General features: G+C 43.6%; 7 protein-coding genes. All 7 read right to left on the bottom strand.

Annotated features, from left to right (window positions below; genetic code table 11):
- The 7 genes from CLV51_RS10455 to CLV51_RS10425 all read right to left on the bottom strand — a co-directional run bounded on the left by CLV51_RS10455 (position 1) and on the right by CLV51_RS10425 (position 18,524).
- Positions 1 to 8,943 carry an Ig-like domain-containing protein gene (locus CLV51_RS10455; RefSeq protein ID WP_106527977.1) on the bottom strand — a complete coding sequence of 2,981 codons (8,943 nt, stop codon included), beginning with the start codon at positions 8,941 to 8,943 and terminating at the stop codon, positions 1 to 3.
- 32 nt (positions 8,944 to 8,975) lie between these two features.
- Positions 8,976 to 10,274, bottom strand: coding sequence for a DUF4302 domain-containing protein (locus CLV51_RS10450; RefSeq protein ID WP_106527976.1), 1,299 nt, complete (start codon positions 10,272 to 10,274; stop codon positions 8,976 to 8,978).
- 35 nt (positions 10,275 to 10,309) lie between these two features.
- On the bottom strand, positions 10,310 to 11,209 hold the full coding sequence (locus CLV51_RS10445) for a zinc-binding metallopeptidase (protein ID WP_106527975.1): 900 nt from the start codon (positions 11,207 to 11,209) through the stop codon (positions 10,310 to 10,312).
- Positions 11,210 to 11,255: 46 nt separating this feature from the next.
- Positions 11,256 to 12,743, bottom strand: a complete 1,488-nt coding sequence (locus CLV51_RS10440; protein ID WP_106527974.1) for a RagB/SusD family nutrient uptake outer membrane protein — start codon at positions 12,741 to 12,743, stop codon at positions 11,256 to 11,258.
- Between the two features lie 11 nt (positions 12,744 to 12,754).
- Positions 12,755 to 16,399 carry a SusC/RagA family TonB-linked outer membrane protein gene (locus tag CLV51_RS10435; protein ID WP_106527973.1) on the bottom strand — a complete coding sequence of 1,215 codons (3,645 nt, stop codon included), beginning with the start codon at positions 16,397 to 16,399 and terminating at the stop codon, positions 12,755 to 12,757.
- A gap of 413 nt (positions 16,400 to 16,812) precedes the next feature.
- On the bottom strand, positions 16,813 to 17,820 hold the full coding sequence (locus CLV51_RS10430) for a FecR family protein (RefSeq protein WP_106527972.1): 1,008 nt from the start codon (positions 17,818 to 17,820) through the stop codon (positions 16,813 to 16,815).
- Between the two features lie 104 nt (positions 17,821 to 17,924).
- Complete coding sequence (locus CLV51_RS10425; protein WP_106527971.1) at positions 17,925 to 18,524, bottom strand: RNA polymerase sigma factor; 600 nt, start codon at positions 18,522 to 18,524, stop codon at positions 17,925 to 17,927.
- Between the last annotated feature and the right edge of the window lie 303 nt (positions 18,525 to 18,827).

The following is an 18,827-nucleotide window of genomic DNA, read 5'->3' as shown; positions in this document are numbered from 1 at the left end:
TTAGCGGATCAGGTTAATCACACCTTTCTTTTCTACTTTGGTTCCGTCAGTGAGCGTGAGGTGACATACATAGATGTATACGCCGGAAGGCAATGCCTTTCCTTTGTAGATGCCATCCCAGCCCGTTGTCTGGCTATTGGATTCAAATACTTTTTCGCCCCACTGATCAAAAATGGCCATGTGCAGGTCTTTGATGATATAACCATACACCAGCAAGACATCATTCTTTCCATCGTTGTTAGGCGTAAACGTATTGGGGATATATACGCCGTCAGGCAATGTTTTACCTTCAGCCGGCTGCGACATCTTGTCTTCACAACCTTTTGCACGTACGAGCAGTTTCACTGTCTGTGTTGGTTGCAATCCGTTAATAACATGTACCAATCCTTCTCTGCCGGAAGATGGCAAAGTCCAGGTGGTGCCACCATCAACAGACACTTCATAACCCGTTGCATTGGCAATGGCATTCCATTTGAACCGCAGCATATTCACACCTGTGCTATCTACTGTTACTACAGGTGTTGCCAGTACCGGCAATACATTCACTACGGCTTTAGCGCGGGTCAGCCCCGGACATCCGTGCGTGATTGTTTCTACATAAAATACACCGCTGTTGGTAATTGCCGGAAGCGTATAGTCGTTACCGGTATGTAATAAATTACCTGCAACAGGAGCATCATACCAATTGTACAACACACCCGGTTCAGGGTTCTTCACGGCCAAAGTCACATCTGTTCCACTACATACTGTCATGGAATCTTTTACCAGGAAGGCAACAGCAGCTGCATATACGTCTACTTCTTTAGTCGTATCACCCACACAACCTTCAGCTGCGACAATGCTCAGTTTCACCTGGTGAATACCCGGATATTTGAAATACTTAACGGTATCTTTTGCAGATGAGAAAGTAGAATCTGCGAAATTCCATTTCCAGGTATTGATGCCCACACCATTACTGGTAGCAGCAATGCCCTTGAACTGTGCACCATCAATCAGACAACCGGAATAGGCTACACTGAAATCTACTACCGGCGCAGGAATCACTTTCACTTCCAGGATACTTTCAAAACTATTACTACAGCTTTCGATATCAGGATGTGTAAGCACAATAGGTACATAATACTTACCCGGCACTGTAAACACATAATCATCCGGTAATTCAAAGCGGTAGTATTTTCTGTCATTTGCTGTCAGCGAGTCTTTCGGCACCGGATTGTTCTGCACTACATCTGCTTTAGGCGACAAATTGGCTACCTTACTGAGTTTCCAGGTGAGCACCGTTGGTTTCACCGGTATCAGCATGGAGAAGCGGAATGGTGTTTTAGCACAGGTGTATGTGTTACTCACGCCGCTATTATTCAGTACGTTGTTGAAAGAAGGAAGAATATTCAGGTTCTTCACCAGCGTACCTGCGTTATAACCATAACTTTCCACACTGCCCAGACCATAAGTGATGGCGGTAAAGGCCGAATCACTGACTACAGCGCACTGCGTATTGGCTGCTGCCCAACGTTTTACCACAACCGTATATCCATTAGCGTTAGGATGCGGATAAGTATGGTCCACTGCGGCACTACCGTCAATCCGCAGGGAAGCCACACCTGCTGTAGGTATTATGAGGGTCAGATAGTTTACATTAATAGATTCTCTCGTAGTACGATAAAGTCCTACCTGTTTAATTCCCTGTTCAACAGGACTCAGGTAAATCATTTCAGGATCACCATCACCACCGGTATTAGGACAGCCTCCGGCAGATGACATGTACTGCGCAACCATGATCGGCTGATCAGCTTCTATAAAATCAGCTGAATTGCTTTCGTATTGGTAGAAGCGGCTATTAATTAATCCTGTAACAAGCCCTCCGTTTATTTTTACTTTGGTAGCTGTATCTTTTACCAGTACCCGGTAAATATTAGTCATGAAAGAGTTAGCAGCTCTGCTGTTGGAAGTAGGCGCAGTGAGATATTTTTTACCCCATGCCTGCGACGGGAAGTTTTGCTGGATAAAGTTATCTCCTGAGCTACCGGGAGATCCGCCACAACCAAGGCCTGTACGGCTACTACCAGAGAAAACAGCCATCGGCCAGCATTTGCCATCTCCATTTACAACAGATCTTACATGGCTACCGGATAAATCATACCCTTCACTGAAAGTGCCTGGTATCAGTGCACCCAACACCTGGTACGCTTCCCCTTTATTCAGTGTAACCGTAAACGTTTTATTGGCAGCTTTTCCTGCAAGCGTTGGTACAGAAGGAGTAATCTCTACTGTTGTATTATCATAATCTGCCACTACATAGAACCAGGAATAAGTATTGTCGCTGTAGTATTGACGGGATGATAACGTAGCGTAGTCATAGCCATAGGTACCCACCGGCAACAACATAGTAGCGCCGGAAGATGCACTGCCATAAATATGTGCATAAGCTACAATAGGCACATCACTTTCAATACTGATAGCCCTGTCGGAGAAGCCTTCATCCAGGAAGCGGGCATCATTCAGTCCTGTTTTAGGTATTATTTCAGTGGTAATGGTTTTGTTCGCAGGAATATGATACACACGTTCCCAGCTGGTACCATTGATACGCACTGTTACATTGGAAGAGTCCTTTGCATTCAGGTACAGCACCATGTTCTGGGAATTATCTCCGGAGAAAAACTGGTGGTGACCATAACCTACCCAGAAGCGTGTACCCCTGTTGGAACTATCTGCCGGTTGTAACAGCTGCCCTGCAGTGTTACCGCCATTCAGCCCGGTAAATTTATCCAGGTAATGCAGGCTGCTATCCCTGATCACATTGGTAATATCATTTACCCTGCTCAGTGAATCTACTATCCAGGTATTGGAACTGTCTGTACGTCCCATCCTGATATCCCGCTGGCGTGGAATAAAGCCCTGCCATGGATCTATATAAAACTGATCAATATTAAAATTATACGTACCGGTAGCTGGTGTTACGTCTATATCAGTATAGAAATACATAAAATCCGTACCGTTGGCCAGGTTAGGTGGCTTAACGCCGGAGTAGCGTCTCACAGCGATATTACCAGGAACAGGTGCCCCTGCATTCCACGTAATTTTTGTTACGGTATCTGTACCAAACATAAATGTTTGCGTAATGCCTGGTGCCGGAACAGCCGGAAACGCCGGCAGTACAGGAGGCACTGATGTTGGCAGGAATGCGTAGGCGCCCATATCAGGTACACCTTGTGTTAATTTAACAGCTCTGAAGGCACCGTTGATATCTTTATCATTACCTTCTATCTGCACACCACGGCCATGAATAGCCCATACTTCCGGATTGGTAATATCAGGTTTCAGCTCTGTATTATTCACGAATGCCGGTTTATAAACAATGGAATTCACATCCAGTGTATCTGCATCTTTATACTGCTGTAATGTGGCAAAAGTACCTGCCGGCGTAAGTTGACTCACCAAAACAGTACCTTTTGTATACAGTGTATTGTAATCACTCTTCAGATAATCAGGCTTGGAAATATACATGGCGCTACCTGAAGTGTCATGCGCAAAAATGTTGTTCTTTATCTTGATATTTCCGCTGCTGGAATAATCATGCATGAAATAAGCAGCATAGTTATCCACAGTAGCAGTAGCACTATTCAGCACGGAGTTATTATAGTAGCTGATGTTGTTATTGCTTTCACTGTAAAGACCGTAAGCATTGCTACCCGTAGTTTGTACACTGATCACATTATTCAATACGTTACTATAACCATCAGAATAGAGCGCCAGGCCATACACATCATTGGTATTACCTCCTCTGGCAACAACCTTGTTGCCTGTCACCATACTTCTAATACCAGCGCTGGCTGAACAGTAGCTCAGGTAAATACCATATACCTTGCTCGTTACATTGGTAATATTGATCTTGTTATTTGGCAGGGCGAAACCGTTACTACAGTTGCTCACATAGATACCATACGCAGTAAATGCAAGCGCACCGCTTAAATTCACCTGGTTACGCGTAGCTATCAGGCTATCAATGTAGTTGGCATAAATACCATTTGTATATGCACCGTTCAGGATATTACTATCCAGTACCAGCCCAGGCGTAACATTGCTGTAGCTGCCTTCCCAGTAAATACCATTGGAGCCGTTAGTGATAGTGTTTCCGGTGATCACATTACCCAATCCCACACATTGATTTGCATATACACCGGAGATAGTATTTCCTGTACTGGTAGTAACCGGTAAGGTAACTCCACAATTAACAATGCTGTCATAGGAAGATGATTTAGCATATACCACTCCCCTGGCATTAACAGTATCGGCTGGTTTGATGGTAATGGCTTTCCAGGTAACATAATCCACACTATCCAGCAGCAACACGTAGTTCAACGCTGAAGTACCTGCATAGGTAAGCGTTACAGCAGCAGCTGTATTTGTTTCACTGCTGAAGGTCACCCTGTTCACCGCTGATGCACCCGGAATATGATGCATAGCTACCTGCTCATTATAAGTACCGGCTTTTGCCAGGAAGGTAACAGGACCGGCTATACCACATTCCAGTTTGGAAGCAGCACTGCTGAACGACTGGAAGTTGGTAACGCTGGAAGGTTTGGAAGGATCAATTGTATACGTTCCTGCCAGCAAAGGCGGATTCAGATTAGCCTTTACAGGTACAGCATAAGCCGTATCAGTGCCACCGCATACAATGAGGCAGCGGTAGTAATTCTGTACACCAATGATGGTGTTGAATGTACTTACATATTGTGTATCGCTGGCAAATTCCCATGGTCCGTTTACGCTCACGGCGCGTTGCCAATGGTAAGTTTGTGTACCACCGGCGCTGTTGCCTGTGAGATCCAGTTTAATCTGCGTACCCATACAAACAGGCGTAAGCGGATCAACAGTAGATGTACCAGGTACCACAGGTTTGGCACAAAGCGGAATGTTTACTTCATACGCGCCCATATCCGGTTTGGTGGTGCTTCTTACAACACCAAGAATATCATTGGTGATACCCACTGCTTTACCCGAATTATCTAACGGAGAAATAACCGGTGCATAATTCCCATTCGCCGGATCTGCAAATACAGGTTGTATGGAGAGAGAGTTACTATCCAGTTTGGTAGCAGTTCTCCACGCTGCAAGTGTAGGCGAAGCTCCATTCATCCTACCCACATAAGCAGTGTTATTACTACTTTTTACATAGATATCGTTGTAATTGGAAGCAATAGTAGAGCTGGTATAAATATCCAGACCCACCCTGTCACCATTACCGGTTCTGCTTACATCCACAATATTATCAAAGAACTGAAGCCCCGCTGCACTGCTCGACTGATCAAATGCGGTAGCATCCACATTTGATGTATTCTTATTATCATTCAGCACAACCGTGTTATGATAATAATACACGTAATCAGCGCTATAGTTGGAGAAGCCATACTGGTAGCCGGAACCACGTATATCATAAATGATATTGTTGAAAACTTTTGAAGGGCTGGCAGCAGTGGCATCTGCATAAGAATGTTCTATACCGTAAATAGAAGAGCCGCTGGTAGGGTCGCCACCAATCAGGTTGTGTATACGGTTATTACTTACCACTACATCCGTCCCCTTATCTCCCACACTGATACCATGCAATGAATAGCTGCTGGATGTACGGGCTGGTCTGAAAACATCATTGTGATCAATCAGCGTTTTAGTGGTACCAGTGGCCATTATACCAGTAGCATAAAAATCTTTCACCGTATTATTCAGGATCGTATTTCCACTAACCGGGCTGCTTGCAGTACTGTAAATAACAATACCATAATAACCACCGGTAATTGTGTTTTTCACAATAGTATTACCATCACAGTTATTATTGGCGCCTGTGGTGGCGTAGGAGTCGCTGCCATTAATAACGATACCGGCATAGTCCTGATAACTATTATCCAAATCAGCGATAATATTACAGCGGCTGATAGTGTTGCTATCTGCATTATTCAGAATATGTATAGCATAACCATAGTCTACACTGGTAGCATCTATAGTAAGGCTGTCGAACGTGATATGATCTGCGGTGCGCAGTTTTATCACGGCACGTTCATTACTTTCTGTAGGCGCAAATTTTATCGTATTGCCGTTACCGTTAAACGTAATGGTATTAACGGCAGAAGTACCTGCAATGGAATCCAGCACCAATTGTTCCAGGTATGGCCCGGAACCGGCTACCACATTGAGTACAATGGGGCCTTGTATACCACATTCCATCGCTGCTTTGGCAGCATTAAAGCTGACGAAGTTGGTAGCACTGGCTGGCGCACCCTTATTAATGGTGTAGGTACCTGCAGGGAAAGCAGGATTTACGGTCAACAATACAGGAGCGGAATAGGAAGTATTACCACTACATGTAACGGCTACACGATAATAAGTAGTAGCGATAGCCGTGACTGCTGTATCCGGATTAGTTAGCACGCCACCTATCGGAGTATAGGTGCCGGTAGCAGTAGCAGCTGTTTGCCACTGGTACGTTTGCCCCAAACCGATTGTATTATCCGTTAGCGATAACGATACCTTCCTGTTTACACATATCGCCGCAGGACTCACATGTGCATTACCTCCTATCGGTGGTGTAATACAAGGACCAGGTGTAAATTCGATAGCACCAATATCCGGTGTGCTGGTACTTCTCGGCGCATTATTAAGATCTACCAGGATATTTACCGGTGTTCCTTTGTTATCGATAGAAGCATTGGCTGGCGTATAATTTCCGGAAGCCGGTGCTACAAATAAAGGATTAGAGCTAACTGAGTTGGAATCCTGTTTGGAAGCCGTTTGCCAATCCAGTAAACTCGCTGTGCCGGCAGTACCATAGTATCCGATATTATTGGTACCTGTAGCAGTAGACAGGTAATAGTCATTTCTGTTGGCATGAATAGTTCCATCGGTTGCGCCAAAATAAACGCAGAACTTACTACCTCCACCGGCGCGTGTTACAGCAATCAGGTTATTTAAAAATTCAACTCCATCCGCTTTTGATGTTTGATAAAACCCACGCGAAGTATAACTTGTGGAGTTTGTAGCAGCACCGTCCAGCGCAATGGTATTGTGATAATACCAAACATTATCAGAACTTGAATTATAAATACCATAAGCATCTCCCTTACCGGAAAAATTATACAGGAGGTTATTGCTGACAACATTTTCCAATTGCGATAAGGCATCAGTACTGCTGAAGTAAATACCATAAGTACTGCTGGTGCTATTGGGTGCACCGCCAAAAGGATCGCGGATAATGTTACGGGTAATATTTGCTTTGGTACTTAAGCTGGTAAAGTAAATACCATAGAAGGTAGTTACATTACTACGTGTGGGTCTGCTGATTATATTATTTTCTATCAGTGTATTAAAAGAGCCGGTGATATAAATACCATAGTTATAGAAGTTGCTGATTTTATTGTTGGTAATTTTGTTATTACCATTGGCCATGGTGATACTGCCCGCCATCACAATACCATAGTAGCCACCGTTGATCGTATTTCCTGTAAACGTATTAAAATCACACCTTGCATCACCACTACTGGTGGGCGAAGTGCTGGAACTACTGATAACAATACCTGCATAATTGGAAGCGGAGGCCGTGGTATCCAGCAAAAAAGTACAGTTGCTGAAAGTGTTGTAATCCGCATTATTAGTGAGGTGTACGCCCCAACCATAGGAAGAAGAACTGGTGCTGCGGTTTTTGATAACAAGATTATTAAAAGTAAAATAATCTGCATCATCCAGTTTTATCACCGCACGTGCAGCGGAAGTGCCGGCAAATGCAAGCGTATCCCCATTACCGTTAAAGGTGATGGTATTAGCAGCAGAGGCCCCTGGCACCGGTTGTAATACCAGTTGCTCATTATATAGCCCGCTACCTGCCACTACATTGAATATTATGGGACCGCTGATGCCGCATTTCATATAGTTATAGGCATCATTAAAAGAGGCAAAATTGCCGGCGCCTGTGGGTATTGCTTTATTGATAGTGAACGTACCGGATACAGGAAGCGGAGAGCTCACCGCCACACTATTGGAAAATACCTGCGTACTACTGGTAGTACACGTTACCTTACAACGGTAATAGCTGGTAACTGTTTGCGTAGTAGTAAGCCTGTTTGAAGTGGCGCCGATGATATCTGTCCAGGTAGTATTGTTGGCAGATGATTGCCATTGATACGTTAGTCCTGACGCAATAGTGGTACCGGATAAACTAACACTGAAAGCACTGTTCAGACAAGCATTGGTGGTACTGGCAGTGGCGGTGCCTGCGGCAGGTGTTCCTGTGCAGGGTGCAGCTGCAGTCCACGAAAATTTTATATCCGGCCGTGTGGTCATATCACCTGAATTGCTGGTGCTGGTGGTGCCACACAAATAATTTTGATTATCTACTCTGTAAGTATGTGAACCGTTAAAGGAAAGGTTCGTAGTAAAGGGCACTGTAGGATTATACGTATACGTAACCCTTGAATCCGAATTAAGTGCGCCGTTACATATTTCTATCACGATATTATCTGATCCGTTCCAGAAAAAACCGGAAGAGAAAGTGAAAGCATTTACGCCGGTTTTGAATGCATAATCAATAGGCCCGTATACCTGGTTACCAACTGTTATCCAGCTATTTTGGTCCAGCGAGGTATCCGTGGTAGTTCCTATTTTGACGGTGTATTGCTCAGCGGTATCGGCATTATTAAGATTCGTTACCATGAATTTCAGCGCACTGATAACACCGGTAGACATCCCCGCTGCATTGAGTTCCGAGGCACGATACAGGAACTGTGCCCTGCTGCCTTCATAGTAGTCTTGTAACGGACACGGATACCCGGTGCTGGTATTACCAGTGGTACTATTACCAATACTGATATCCGTTTGTGCCGACAGCCGGCATGCCAGCAGCAGCAGTACTCCTACAAGTAATGTTTTGTATAAATAATGAACAGTACAATTTCTCATATGAGGTTATTTGAATTGATAGTTACTGTGATTCAATTACCTGACCAGTTGATCCACGATTTCCCATCGCTTGCACTCACCATATCATAAGTGGTGCTACTTTTTTGTACCAGGAAAAATCCCTGTGGATCGGCCATGGCTGCCCTTGTTTTCAGAACAGGCTGTATATTGGCGGGCAGAGATCCATAAAGACCATTATCATTAAAAATGATCCTGCCATCAGTTGTAAAAGTGGGCGCATCATAACCGGGGCCATAGGTAACGCTTGGACGTTCACTACCCTGCCGCAGCACAAATCCGAGGAGATCAAAACTGCCGGGGCCATTGATATTTGGCCAGTAGGTAACGCCAACGTAAGCCGGCAAACCGATAATGTGATAGGCATCGTCTACACCATTTACATGAAACCCATAATAGGAAGCCCAATAAGAGCCCTGATCCGCTACGTGCTGGTACCATCTTTTAGGTGCGCTGCCATCTACAGCTACCGGCCTGGCCGTTTCAGTAATACCGGCATTACTGCCATTGATGCTGCCTGTGATGGCGCTACCATCCCATTTCACATTTTCAAAACTGCTGATGATAGTGGTACTGTCGTTAAATGCCGGCGACAAGGCAATCCCATTTGACGTATAGTAGTAACCGGTAGTCACCTGTTTTACTTTACCATTCACTATCCAGGTAAAAGTTATCTGGTGCAGGTCTTTATTTATGCTCACGTCATACTTGTTTGCACCAATATTCATCTGCCGGAAATAAGTGAGAATAAGGGATACGCTATCAATAGCCCGGTTAATATGATGCTGGTAATAAGCATCCTGTTCCGGTTGTGTGGCCCTTATCAGCACGGCTTTGCTTCCATGAAAACGTCCGGTTAATAACAATGTATCTCCATGCAGACCGTTGATAGCAAACTCGAAATCAGAGCCCAGCCCCTGCCCGTAGCTGCCGCCATTATGAGCCGCATCAGGGTCACATAATACATGCAGGTAGGAGTAGGTGTCAAACAACAGGGAAGGTTGTTGTAAGGCCTTTAAACGCCAGCTGCTTTCATGCACCGTGCTGGTGCTGCCGGCTTCAAAATCAGAAAACATCTCCACCCGGTTACTTGCAGTAAAATGAAAGTAAAAACCAAAAACACTCCCTGGCACACCAGCAGGATATACCAGTCCTTTCCAGCCATAAGTAGCGCTGGTAAGCACTTCCTGGTAATGCCGGAGGGTATCGTTAATGCGTTCATCGGGCGACTTATCAAAAACGGGATCCGTTTCTTTTTTACAGGCGTATATTCCTGTAATGATGAGTAATAAGCAGACTAGATTCTTTCTCATACTTATATTTTTATGCTCTTGCAGAGCAATATTTTTTAATAGAGTAATTGAACAATTTCTTTCCTCGTACGATTTTGCAGGCTGTAAAAATCTATATGCCACACTGTCTGGAAATAGCTTACCACAATAGCTTCTTTCCTGCGCAAACGCGCCTGTGCTTCTGCTTTTGAAACACCGTTGATACTGGTACCTTCAGGAATACTATTCACGATCATATCAAATCCTGTTCTGCCTTCTACCAACATCGTGGAAATCATCTCCACAAAATCTTCATCAAATGCCGACATAGCATAAGGGGTAACAAAACCATCACGGTGGGCATTCTCATCAGAAATATTATTCCAGTTACCGGTATAAAAACCAGCGCAGATACGTTTAAACTCAACCGGGTACATGGTTGTCTGATGCAGGATATGTCCAAACTCATGTTCTATTACATGAAACATTTGTTTTACAACACCAGAATCAGCTGGCTGATAGCCCGGCATATCTTTCGTTAAAAAATCATTCAGCAGGTACAGTACTACTTTACGGCCTCCTTCAGCAGTACCCAGTGTGATGGTGCCGTTCTCGTTCCAGCTGGCACTTCCGGAGAGAATAAAATACTTGGGGCAGTACTTCTTAAAAAATAAGGTGCCTGCTTCTGCTACATAAGTATTCATCCATACTTTTTTAATCGCACTCATCACTGGTATAACTTTTTCTTCTTTAGGCGGCACCAGTGTTTTATTCAGTTCATATTCAAACTGATCCCATTTATATTTCACCGCGATGTTATAAGGCACGGTGAGTGTGTCGTACAACCATTGGTCCAGTGGCCCTTTTACCCATGTGTCGCCACCCAGACCAGGAATTTCTTCCACGTTACCCAGGTCATCTTTTTTACTGCAGGCCATGAGTAAGCATAAGGTGGTGATGAGAAGTAATGCTTTCATTTGAGTATTTTTTAATGTTGATATTTGGTTGTTTTTACGCCGGATATTATCTCGGATTCAATGTAATACCTGATGTAGTAGCCGATTCCGGGATCTGAAATACACGACGGTTATCATCTGCTTTTAATTCAAGTATCTGTCCTTCCCTGGTATGATGTACTACCGGCATTTTATATCGTTGCATATCGAACCAACGCATACCTTCCTGTACATATTCCGCACGTTTAAAATCGAGGATAGTGTGTATCAGTCCTGTGCGTGCATCACTGATGCCATAAAAATTCTGGATGGTGGATAATGTAATGCCATGCAATGATGCATCGTAATTCCTGATACGCTTGCTGGCAAAAAGGTTGAGGTCTTTTAATGCAGCACTGGTCTTATTCAGGTATGCATTGGCTTCTGCCCTGTTAAACAATACTTCTTCAGTAGTGAGCAAAGGCACCATTACATAAGGCTGACCGATAGTGGCGTTAACAGATGACTTTACAAAATACTCTGTGAGCTTTGGTACAAAATAGTCCTGTGAACCAAAGTAGTACACCGGATAAACCCAGTCACCGCCGGTTACATTGTATCTCAGAATCTGTACCTGGTGTGCATAGTCCAGGTCATAGCGATACCGCCCAACGTTACGGCCCCATAAAGACGGCGTTTCCACAATCAGCAGGTTAGCATTTTCTTTTGCATTGGCATACAGATCATAGATCTGTGCGGGCGACAAGGAGCTATAAGTGCTATTCCACTGCCGCATGTTGGTAGCTATATCGTTATTGGCAAAAGTCTGATTGGCATAGGCTACTACTTTAGCGTAATCTTTTTTATACAGATAAAAACGCGTAGCAAATACATAGGCAGCGCTACGATTAAAATGATAACGGGGTACACTATACGCTTCGTCACTGATCAATGGTAATCCTTCCAGCAAGTCCTTTTCAACCATGTCATACACATAAGCCACTGTTTTCCGGTCATACTGTTTCATCACTACTGTTTCCGGTTCAGTTACATAAGGGATACCGGCATCAGTGGCGGCTGTACCGGCATCATAAACTTTAGCAAAAATATTCACCAGCATAAAATGTGCGTAAGCTCTTGCTACCAGGGCTTCGCCTTTCTGGTGTTGATAGGCTGCCTTATCAACAGCATTATTACATGCCTGCAATGCCTGGTTGGCAGCAGCAATGGCCGTATAACAGGCCGTCCAGTATGATTCAGGAGAATCCTGTTCAATGGATTGTATATCACGGAATAAATAAGCATCCTGGTTGGGCCGGTCGTATATACCTACACCTTTATCTCCCACGTTATCTGTCATGGCTTCACACATAGCGATGTAGCTGGATTGCGGATAAGCGGTGCCCAATAGTTTACTTACTTTGGCGGGCGTACTCAGATCCGTCCAGGTACTGTCCGGCACCTGTTCCAGGTACTTTTTGCATCCGGCTGCCAGGAGTGCTACCACTGCGAAGGCCGCAATGGCAAGCGGTCTTATTTTTCGTTTATTGGTTGACGTTATATAGTATGATGGCATATTTTCCTTTTTTAAATACCTACTTTTAATGAAAGAGTGAATTGCTTTTGAATAGGTTGTGCTACCCCACCTGAGTTAAAAAATTCAGGGTCCTGGCCTTGCAGTTTGCTATCAGCATAGATCAGCCAGGGGTTAATAGCAGCAGCGCTTACAGACACATTATTCAGTCCCGCGCGTTTTGTTAATCCCGCCGGAAGCTGATAAGTAAGGGAGACTGTTTTCAGGCGGATAAAATCGCCCTTGGCAACTCTTTCGGTAGAGAAATTATAGTTGTTATAAGGATGCGCACCACTGATCAGTACTTTTTCAAAGGCATCGAGTATAGAAGGCACATGCGTCCTGGCTTCATCTCCGGGCATTACCCATCTGTCATAAAACTCTTTCGGCATTGCATCCAGATCAGAGTAAGTTGTTTTGAATGCAGGATATAAGCGGATCTTATTGCCAAACTGATAAGTAAAAAATATATTCAGTGATAAAGCTTTATAGCGGAATGTATTGGAGAACCCACCGGTAACAGGCGGATCTACCGCGCCTTCATATACCAGGTTTTTTGTAATAAGTGACTGCAGATTTACATCTGAGCTGTTAACACCATCCTGGTTAATAAAAGAAGGCACGCCCGACTTAGGATCTAACCCGGTGTATTGCAGGGAAAACAAGCTGTGTACCGGGTACCCTTCTTTGCTGCCACCTTCTGCTACTACCAGGTCAAAAATGCCGGGGATATTTTTAGCATTAGTGATCTTGTTAACACTATAACCAAAAGTGACATTTGATTTCCAGCCCCAAACCTTACTACGTATTACATCACCACCTACCATTACTTCTATTCCTTTTGAATTCATATCCGCATAGTTGGCAGCCTTATACATTTCACCACCGATACCGGAAGTTTTAATGATACTGATCAGGTCAAAGCTTTTACGCGTGTAGGCATCAATACTGAAATTGAGCCGGTTATTGAAAAAGCCCCCATCCAGCCCAATGTTGGTGGTGTATAATTTCTCCCAGGTGAGATCATCATTCTGTAAATGCGACAACCGGATTACTGACTCTACTTCATTCAGGTGTGGCCTGTTGGTATTAATTGTCTGGTAAACAATATTGGAATTAGTAGCAGGCCCCATGCTGGCAGTAAGTCCGTAGCTGGCGCGCAACGTGAGATAATCCAGTTGTTTGATGCGCTCCGCAAATGGCTCCCTGTCTATATTCCAGGAACCGGCCACGCTCCAGGTAGGCAACCACCGTGCTTTGCTGGATTGTCCCAGGCGGTTTGAACCATCATACCTGACCGTACCAGTGAGGTTATACTTATTGTTATAAGCATAGGTACTGGTAGCATAAAATGCGGCAAAGCGATCATAATCTCTGCCCATGGCATAGTATGGAAAATTGCTTTCAATGGTTTGTTTAAGAATGTGATAGTCCGTAAAAGTGGCGCCGCCATTTTCATACTGATAGCCGTAACCTGTATTGGAAGCATTCTGGCGATCAGCATATTTTACCTGCTGACCTATCAGCACGTTGATATTATGTTTTTGTGCGAATGTGTCGCTATAGTTAAGGCCATTACGAAAATCATAATTCAGTAACTGGTCTTCTGTACGGTTATAAAAACCACCGGCTGGCAGCACTATCACAGGCATTGCATCCGGGTTATCCGGGTCGCGGTACAAAAATTTATTATTCTGTGCAATCGTTGAATTACCTGCTGAACGGTATGCATTGGCCATGTTGGCGTTTTCTGTGATCTGATGTTCACGCGAAGATTTTACATACCTGATAGCACCGGTAAATTCATAGCGGATATTTTTTGTCAGCTTCCAGCCCAGATCTGCCTGCAGGCGGAGGTCCATCATATTCAGGTTCAGATAGTTGTTCCGCAGTTCATTAATGATATTGAACGGTGCGAAATTTCTTCTGAAATATTCCAGGCCTCCTTGTTCGTCGTATGCAGTTAAAGTGCGGCTGGTATTGAGTGAATAGCTGAAAGGGTTGATATCGAAATCGCGGTCATACCGTCCTTCTACCGGGTTACTGCTCCGCGTTAGCGCCCCTGGCGCTTGCTGGCGGCGCACGGATGCTAATGTGGAAAAGCCGGCAGTCAATCTGTCTGATAGCTTATAGTTATTACGGTAGTTAAGTGTATAGCGCGTTACTTTATCGGCCAGTGTCCAACCATTATCACTGAAAAAGCTGGTAGAGAAATATGACTGTGATTTGTCTGTACCGGATGAAATGCTGAGGGAATGATCCTGTACAAAATTATTACGGAAAAGCAGTCCAAACCAATTGGTGTTTGCTTTTGCATAACGCAGTAAAAATGCTTTCTTTTTGGCAGGATCATTTTCTACCGGGAAGTTACCATTTGGATCTGCATTCAGTTGGTCATATAATTTACCGAATACGCCTATATCTCCCTGCGAAAGTATGTCGGAGTTGAGAATACCTTTTCTTTCCAGTTCTGCCAGCACAGACATCTGCTGACCGGAATTCATGATATTGAAGTTGCGGTAATCAGGTTTCAGCTGTGTACTGAAATTGCCGCTATAGGCTATAACGGGTTTGCCTACACGGCCTTTCTTGGTGGTGATAACTACTACGCCATTCATAGCGCGTGCGCCATACAAAGCAGTAGCAGCAGCATCTTTCAGGATATCAAAACTTTCAATATCGTTTACGTTCAAACCGGCCACAGCGGAGCCTAATAAGGTAGTAGGGTCGCCGCTGGAGAGCTGGTCGTTAGAGATATTTACCACATCTTCCAGTACTACCCCATCTACTACCCATAATGGTTTGTTATCACCATTAATAGAGGTAGCACCGCGGATGCGGACTTTAGGTGCAGTACCAAAAGTGCCGGATACATTTTGTATAGACACGCCGGCTACACGCCCTTCCAGCATGCGGCTGACATCGGTCATCCCATCTATTTTTACGTCTTCTGCTTTAAGACGTGTGGCGGCGCCGGAAAATTTACTTTTGTCGATGCTCTGAAAGCCCGTCACCACTACTTCCTGCAGGCGGGTGGGTTTTTCTTTCAGTACAATATTCAGCGGGCCATTCAGGAATTCGCTTACACTGATTTCTTCTGTTTTATAACCGGTGAAATTGAAAACCAGGATGGCGTCGTTGGCAATCCGCTTCATTTCAAATGCGCCTTTATCATTGGTGGTAACACCGCGTGAAGTGCCCTTAATAATGATGGCCACACCGGGCAAAGGTTCTTTCTTTTCATTCGTCACCACTCCTTTTACATCTGTAATACGCAGGGCGATTTGTCTTAGTGTATTCGATTCCGTTAGTGAAATCAATTTCTTTCCATTCTCATGTTTAATCACGATACGATCGTAGATCACACTAAAGGATAATGAGTAAGGCGTAAGCAGTTTGTTGAGCAGGTCGCCTACTTTTTCATTGTGCGCGCTGATGCTCACTTTGTTGGCATCCAGCACCTCGCTGCCTACATAAACAAAGGATACCTCCGCCAGGTTGCTGATTTTCTCCAGTGCATCTTTGAGTACTACATTTCTCAGCTGGATCGTAATTTTTTTGTCGAGTGCATCCTGTGTGCCGTCTCTTTCAGCACGGACTTCCAGTACCGTTAGCAGTAGGAATAAGGAATAAATAAAACATTGGACCTTTCTAAGCATATGATTTTTTTATTGGTTCGTTCCGGGTAATAGGATCCCCATTCCGGTTTTTGGACAAAACCGGGCAATAAAGGGCCTTCTGCATGGCAGTTTGGATTTAATCAGTAATAAACTATCAGTGTGTTAACCTGACAGAAATGATGCTAACTGTGTCATTGTGTTGTTGCGATTTAGTTCGGTTGAAATCAGCTCTACGGTTATCGGTACGCGTTGGCAATAGGTCGCCTGGTGATTGGATACAGGTGTATTCAATCACGTATTTAATCAAGCATGAATGTCATTTCAGGCTATAGGCCACCAGGATAGTATACCAGCAATACAGCGCTATTTTTCCCTTAATTTTTGGTTTAGCTTAGTCGAAAATAGTTTTCCATTTTGAACAAAAGTTTGGTTAACGATATAAGCAGTTTATTTTATTTACAGTTACCACCAACTATCGTGTATCCGTTGCTGTTACTGTTTTTTCTAACTTTAGCATCTAATGAAATCGCGATTAACGTAAGTGCTTTATCTAAATCATCATCTGTATTAAAAGATCCGTAAAAGTTACACTGTGCGGACTTTTGATCAGTTATTACCTGTACATTATAATATCTTTGCAGGTCGCTCGCCACTTTGGATAATGGCTCTCCTTTATAAACAAACTTACCGTTCCTTTTCTGTGCAAAAAATCTTGCATCATCTGTTGCATCCTGCAATTGCAGGTCCTGCGAAGCCTGGTTGTATACAGCGCTTTTATTGGCCGTGAGCACCAGCTGTTCATGTTTGTATTGCTTTCCTCCTTTTGTATTTACCTGCACCATGCCGGATACCACTACCACTTTAGCGGCGCTTCCTTCATGCACTTCCATATTAAAAGAGGTACCCAATACTGTAGTGTTAATCAGCGATGAAGTGATAATAAAAGGATGTTTTGCATCATGGTTAACTTCAAAAAAAGCTTCTCCTGTTAATGCCACCTCACGTGCCTGTTTATCAAAAACCTTGGGATAAGTAATACTGGAGCCTTTTTCAAGATATACCATGGAGCCATCCGGTAATTTCACGGTGAGCCTTTCGGTATTGGTAGTCATTACCAGCTCCTTCACCTGTTGATGCAACAGCGTATACCAGGCCGCTCCTGCCAACAGCAATACAATAGCTGCTGCTGCAATTCTGCGACGATACAGTGGAAAAATGCCTTTGAAAGATCTTTCGGAGACGCCTATACGCTGATGAATGTTTTTCAGCATTCTTTCAGATAAACGTTTATCCAATATATCCTTCACCGTACTCAGATCAGATTGAAAATCCTCCGCAGCTACCGTTTCCAGTTCCGACAGATCGTTGCTGTCTAAATACTGTAATATCCATTCCTGCTCGGTAGCAGACCATTTATCAGTATTTAGCAGTTGTTTGAGATATTCCTTTCTGTTGAGCACTATCGTGACGGTTTAATCTAAATACGCCTGATTGGAAAAAATGGGTGGGTGCTTTTTCAAAAAAAATCATATTTATTTAATACTAATGTAAATAGGGGTTAGCGTTAATGTGGTCCGTCATGATAATTAAGAAACAATAATAAAAGAACAATATACTTGTGATCGCCGTTGCGCTGCATATAGTCGTTCAACTTGATCATGGCAGCAGACAAGTGCTCTTTTACGGTATTACGGGATATATTTAATTCTTTGGCCACCTCATCATAGGTTTTACCTTCCAGTTTACAGCGGGTAACAATCGTTCTTTTTTTGGGAGATAAAGTTGCAATCGCTTTTTCGAGCAGATGATATTGTTCTTCATCCATGTTCTTCCGCTCCAGTGCTACTTCGTCGTCTGTATCAGACAGGAAGATATTTTTATGCAGGGTTTGTTCACGCAGTTTTTTACGCACGTAGGTGACACACATATTGAAGCTGATAACAAACAACCAGCCACTCACAGATTGTTCTGCGTTAATGTCCTGTCGTTTTTCCCAAAGGCGCGCAAATACTTCCTGTAAAATATCTTCCGTTGTGACGGCATCTTTTACAAACTTGAAAATATTCCGGTACACTGCCTGGTGATACTTCCAGTACAAACTATCAAAAGCGCTTACTTCATCATTATGTAACCGCAATACCAATTCTGCATCTAATATATTCATATCACTTCTTTTATATAAATCATACCGTGGAATACAATTTATATGGCTAGAAAAAAGCCAGGTCTCCCAAAGGCAATGGCCATCAGTTCTGCTGTATAAATTAGTAACAAATCTTATTATTTAATAAATAAATTCGTATTAACTATAATTATAAATTATTATATACATATAAAGAGCAAATAAGATGATGTCAGCAGCATATTGTTAACACAACAACAGGTGTAATAGTACCCCTTTAAAAATATAGGTGTCCTTTTTTTTACGCATCAGGTTGTTAAACAGCCTTCACGAAAGAAGAAAGGT

It is taken from the genome of Chitinophaga niastensis (assembly GCF_003014755.1).
Classification (GTDB): Bacteria; Bacteroidota; Bacteroidia; order Chitinophagales; family Chitinophagaceae; genus Chitinophaga; species Chitinophaga niastensis.
This window is presented reverse-complemented; position numbering and strand designations above follow the sequence as displayed.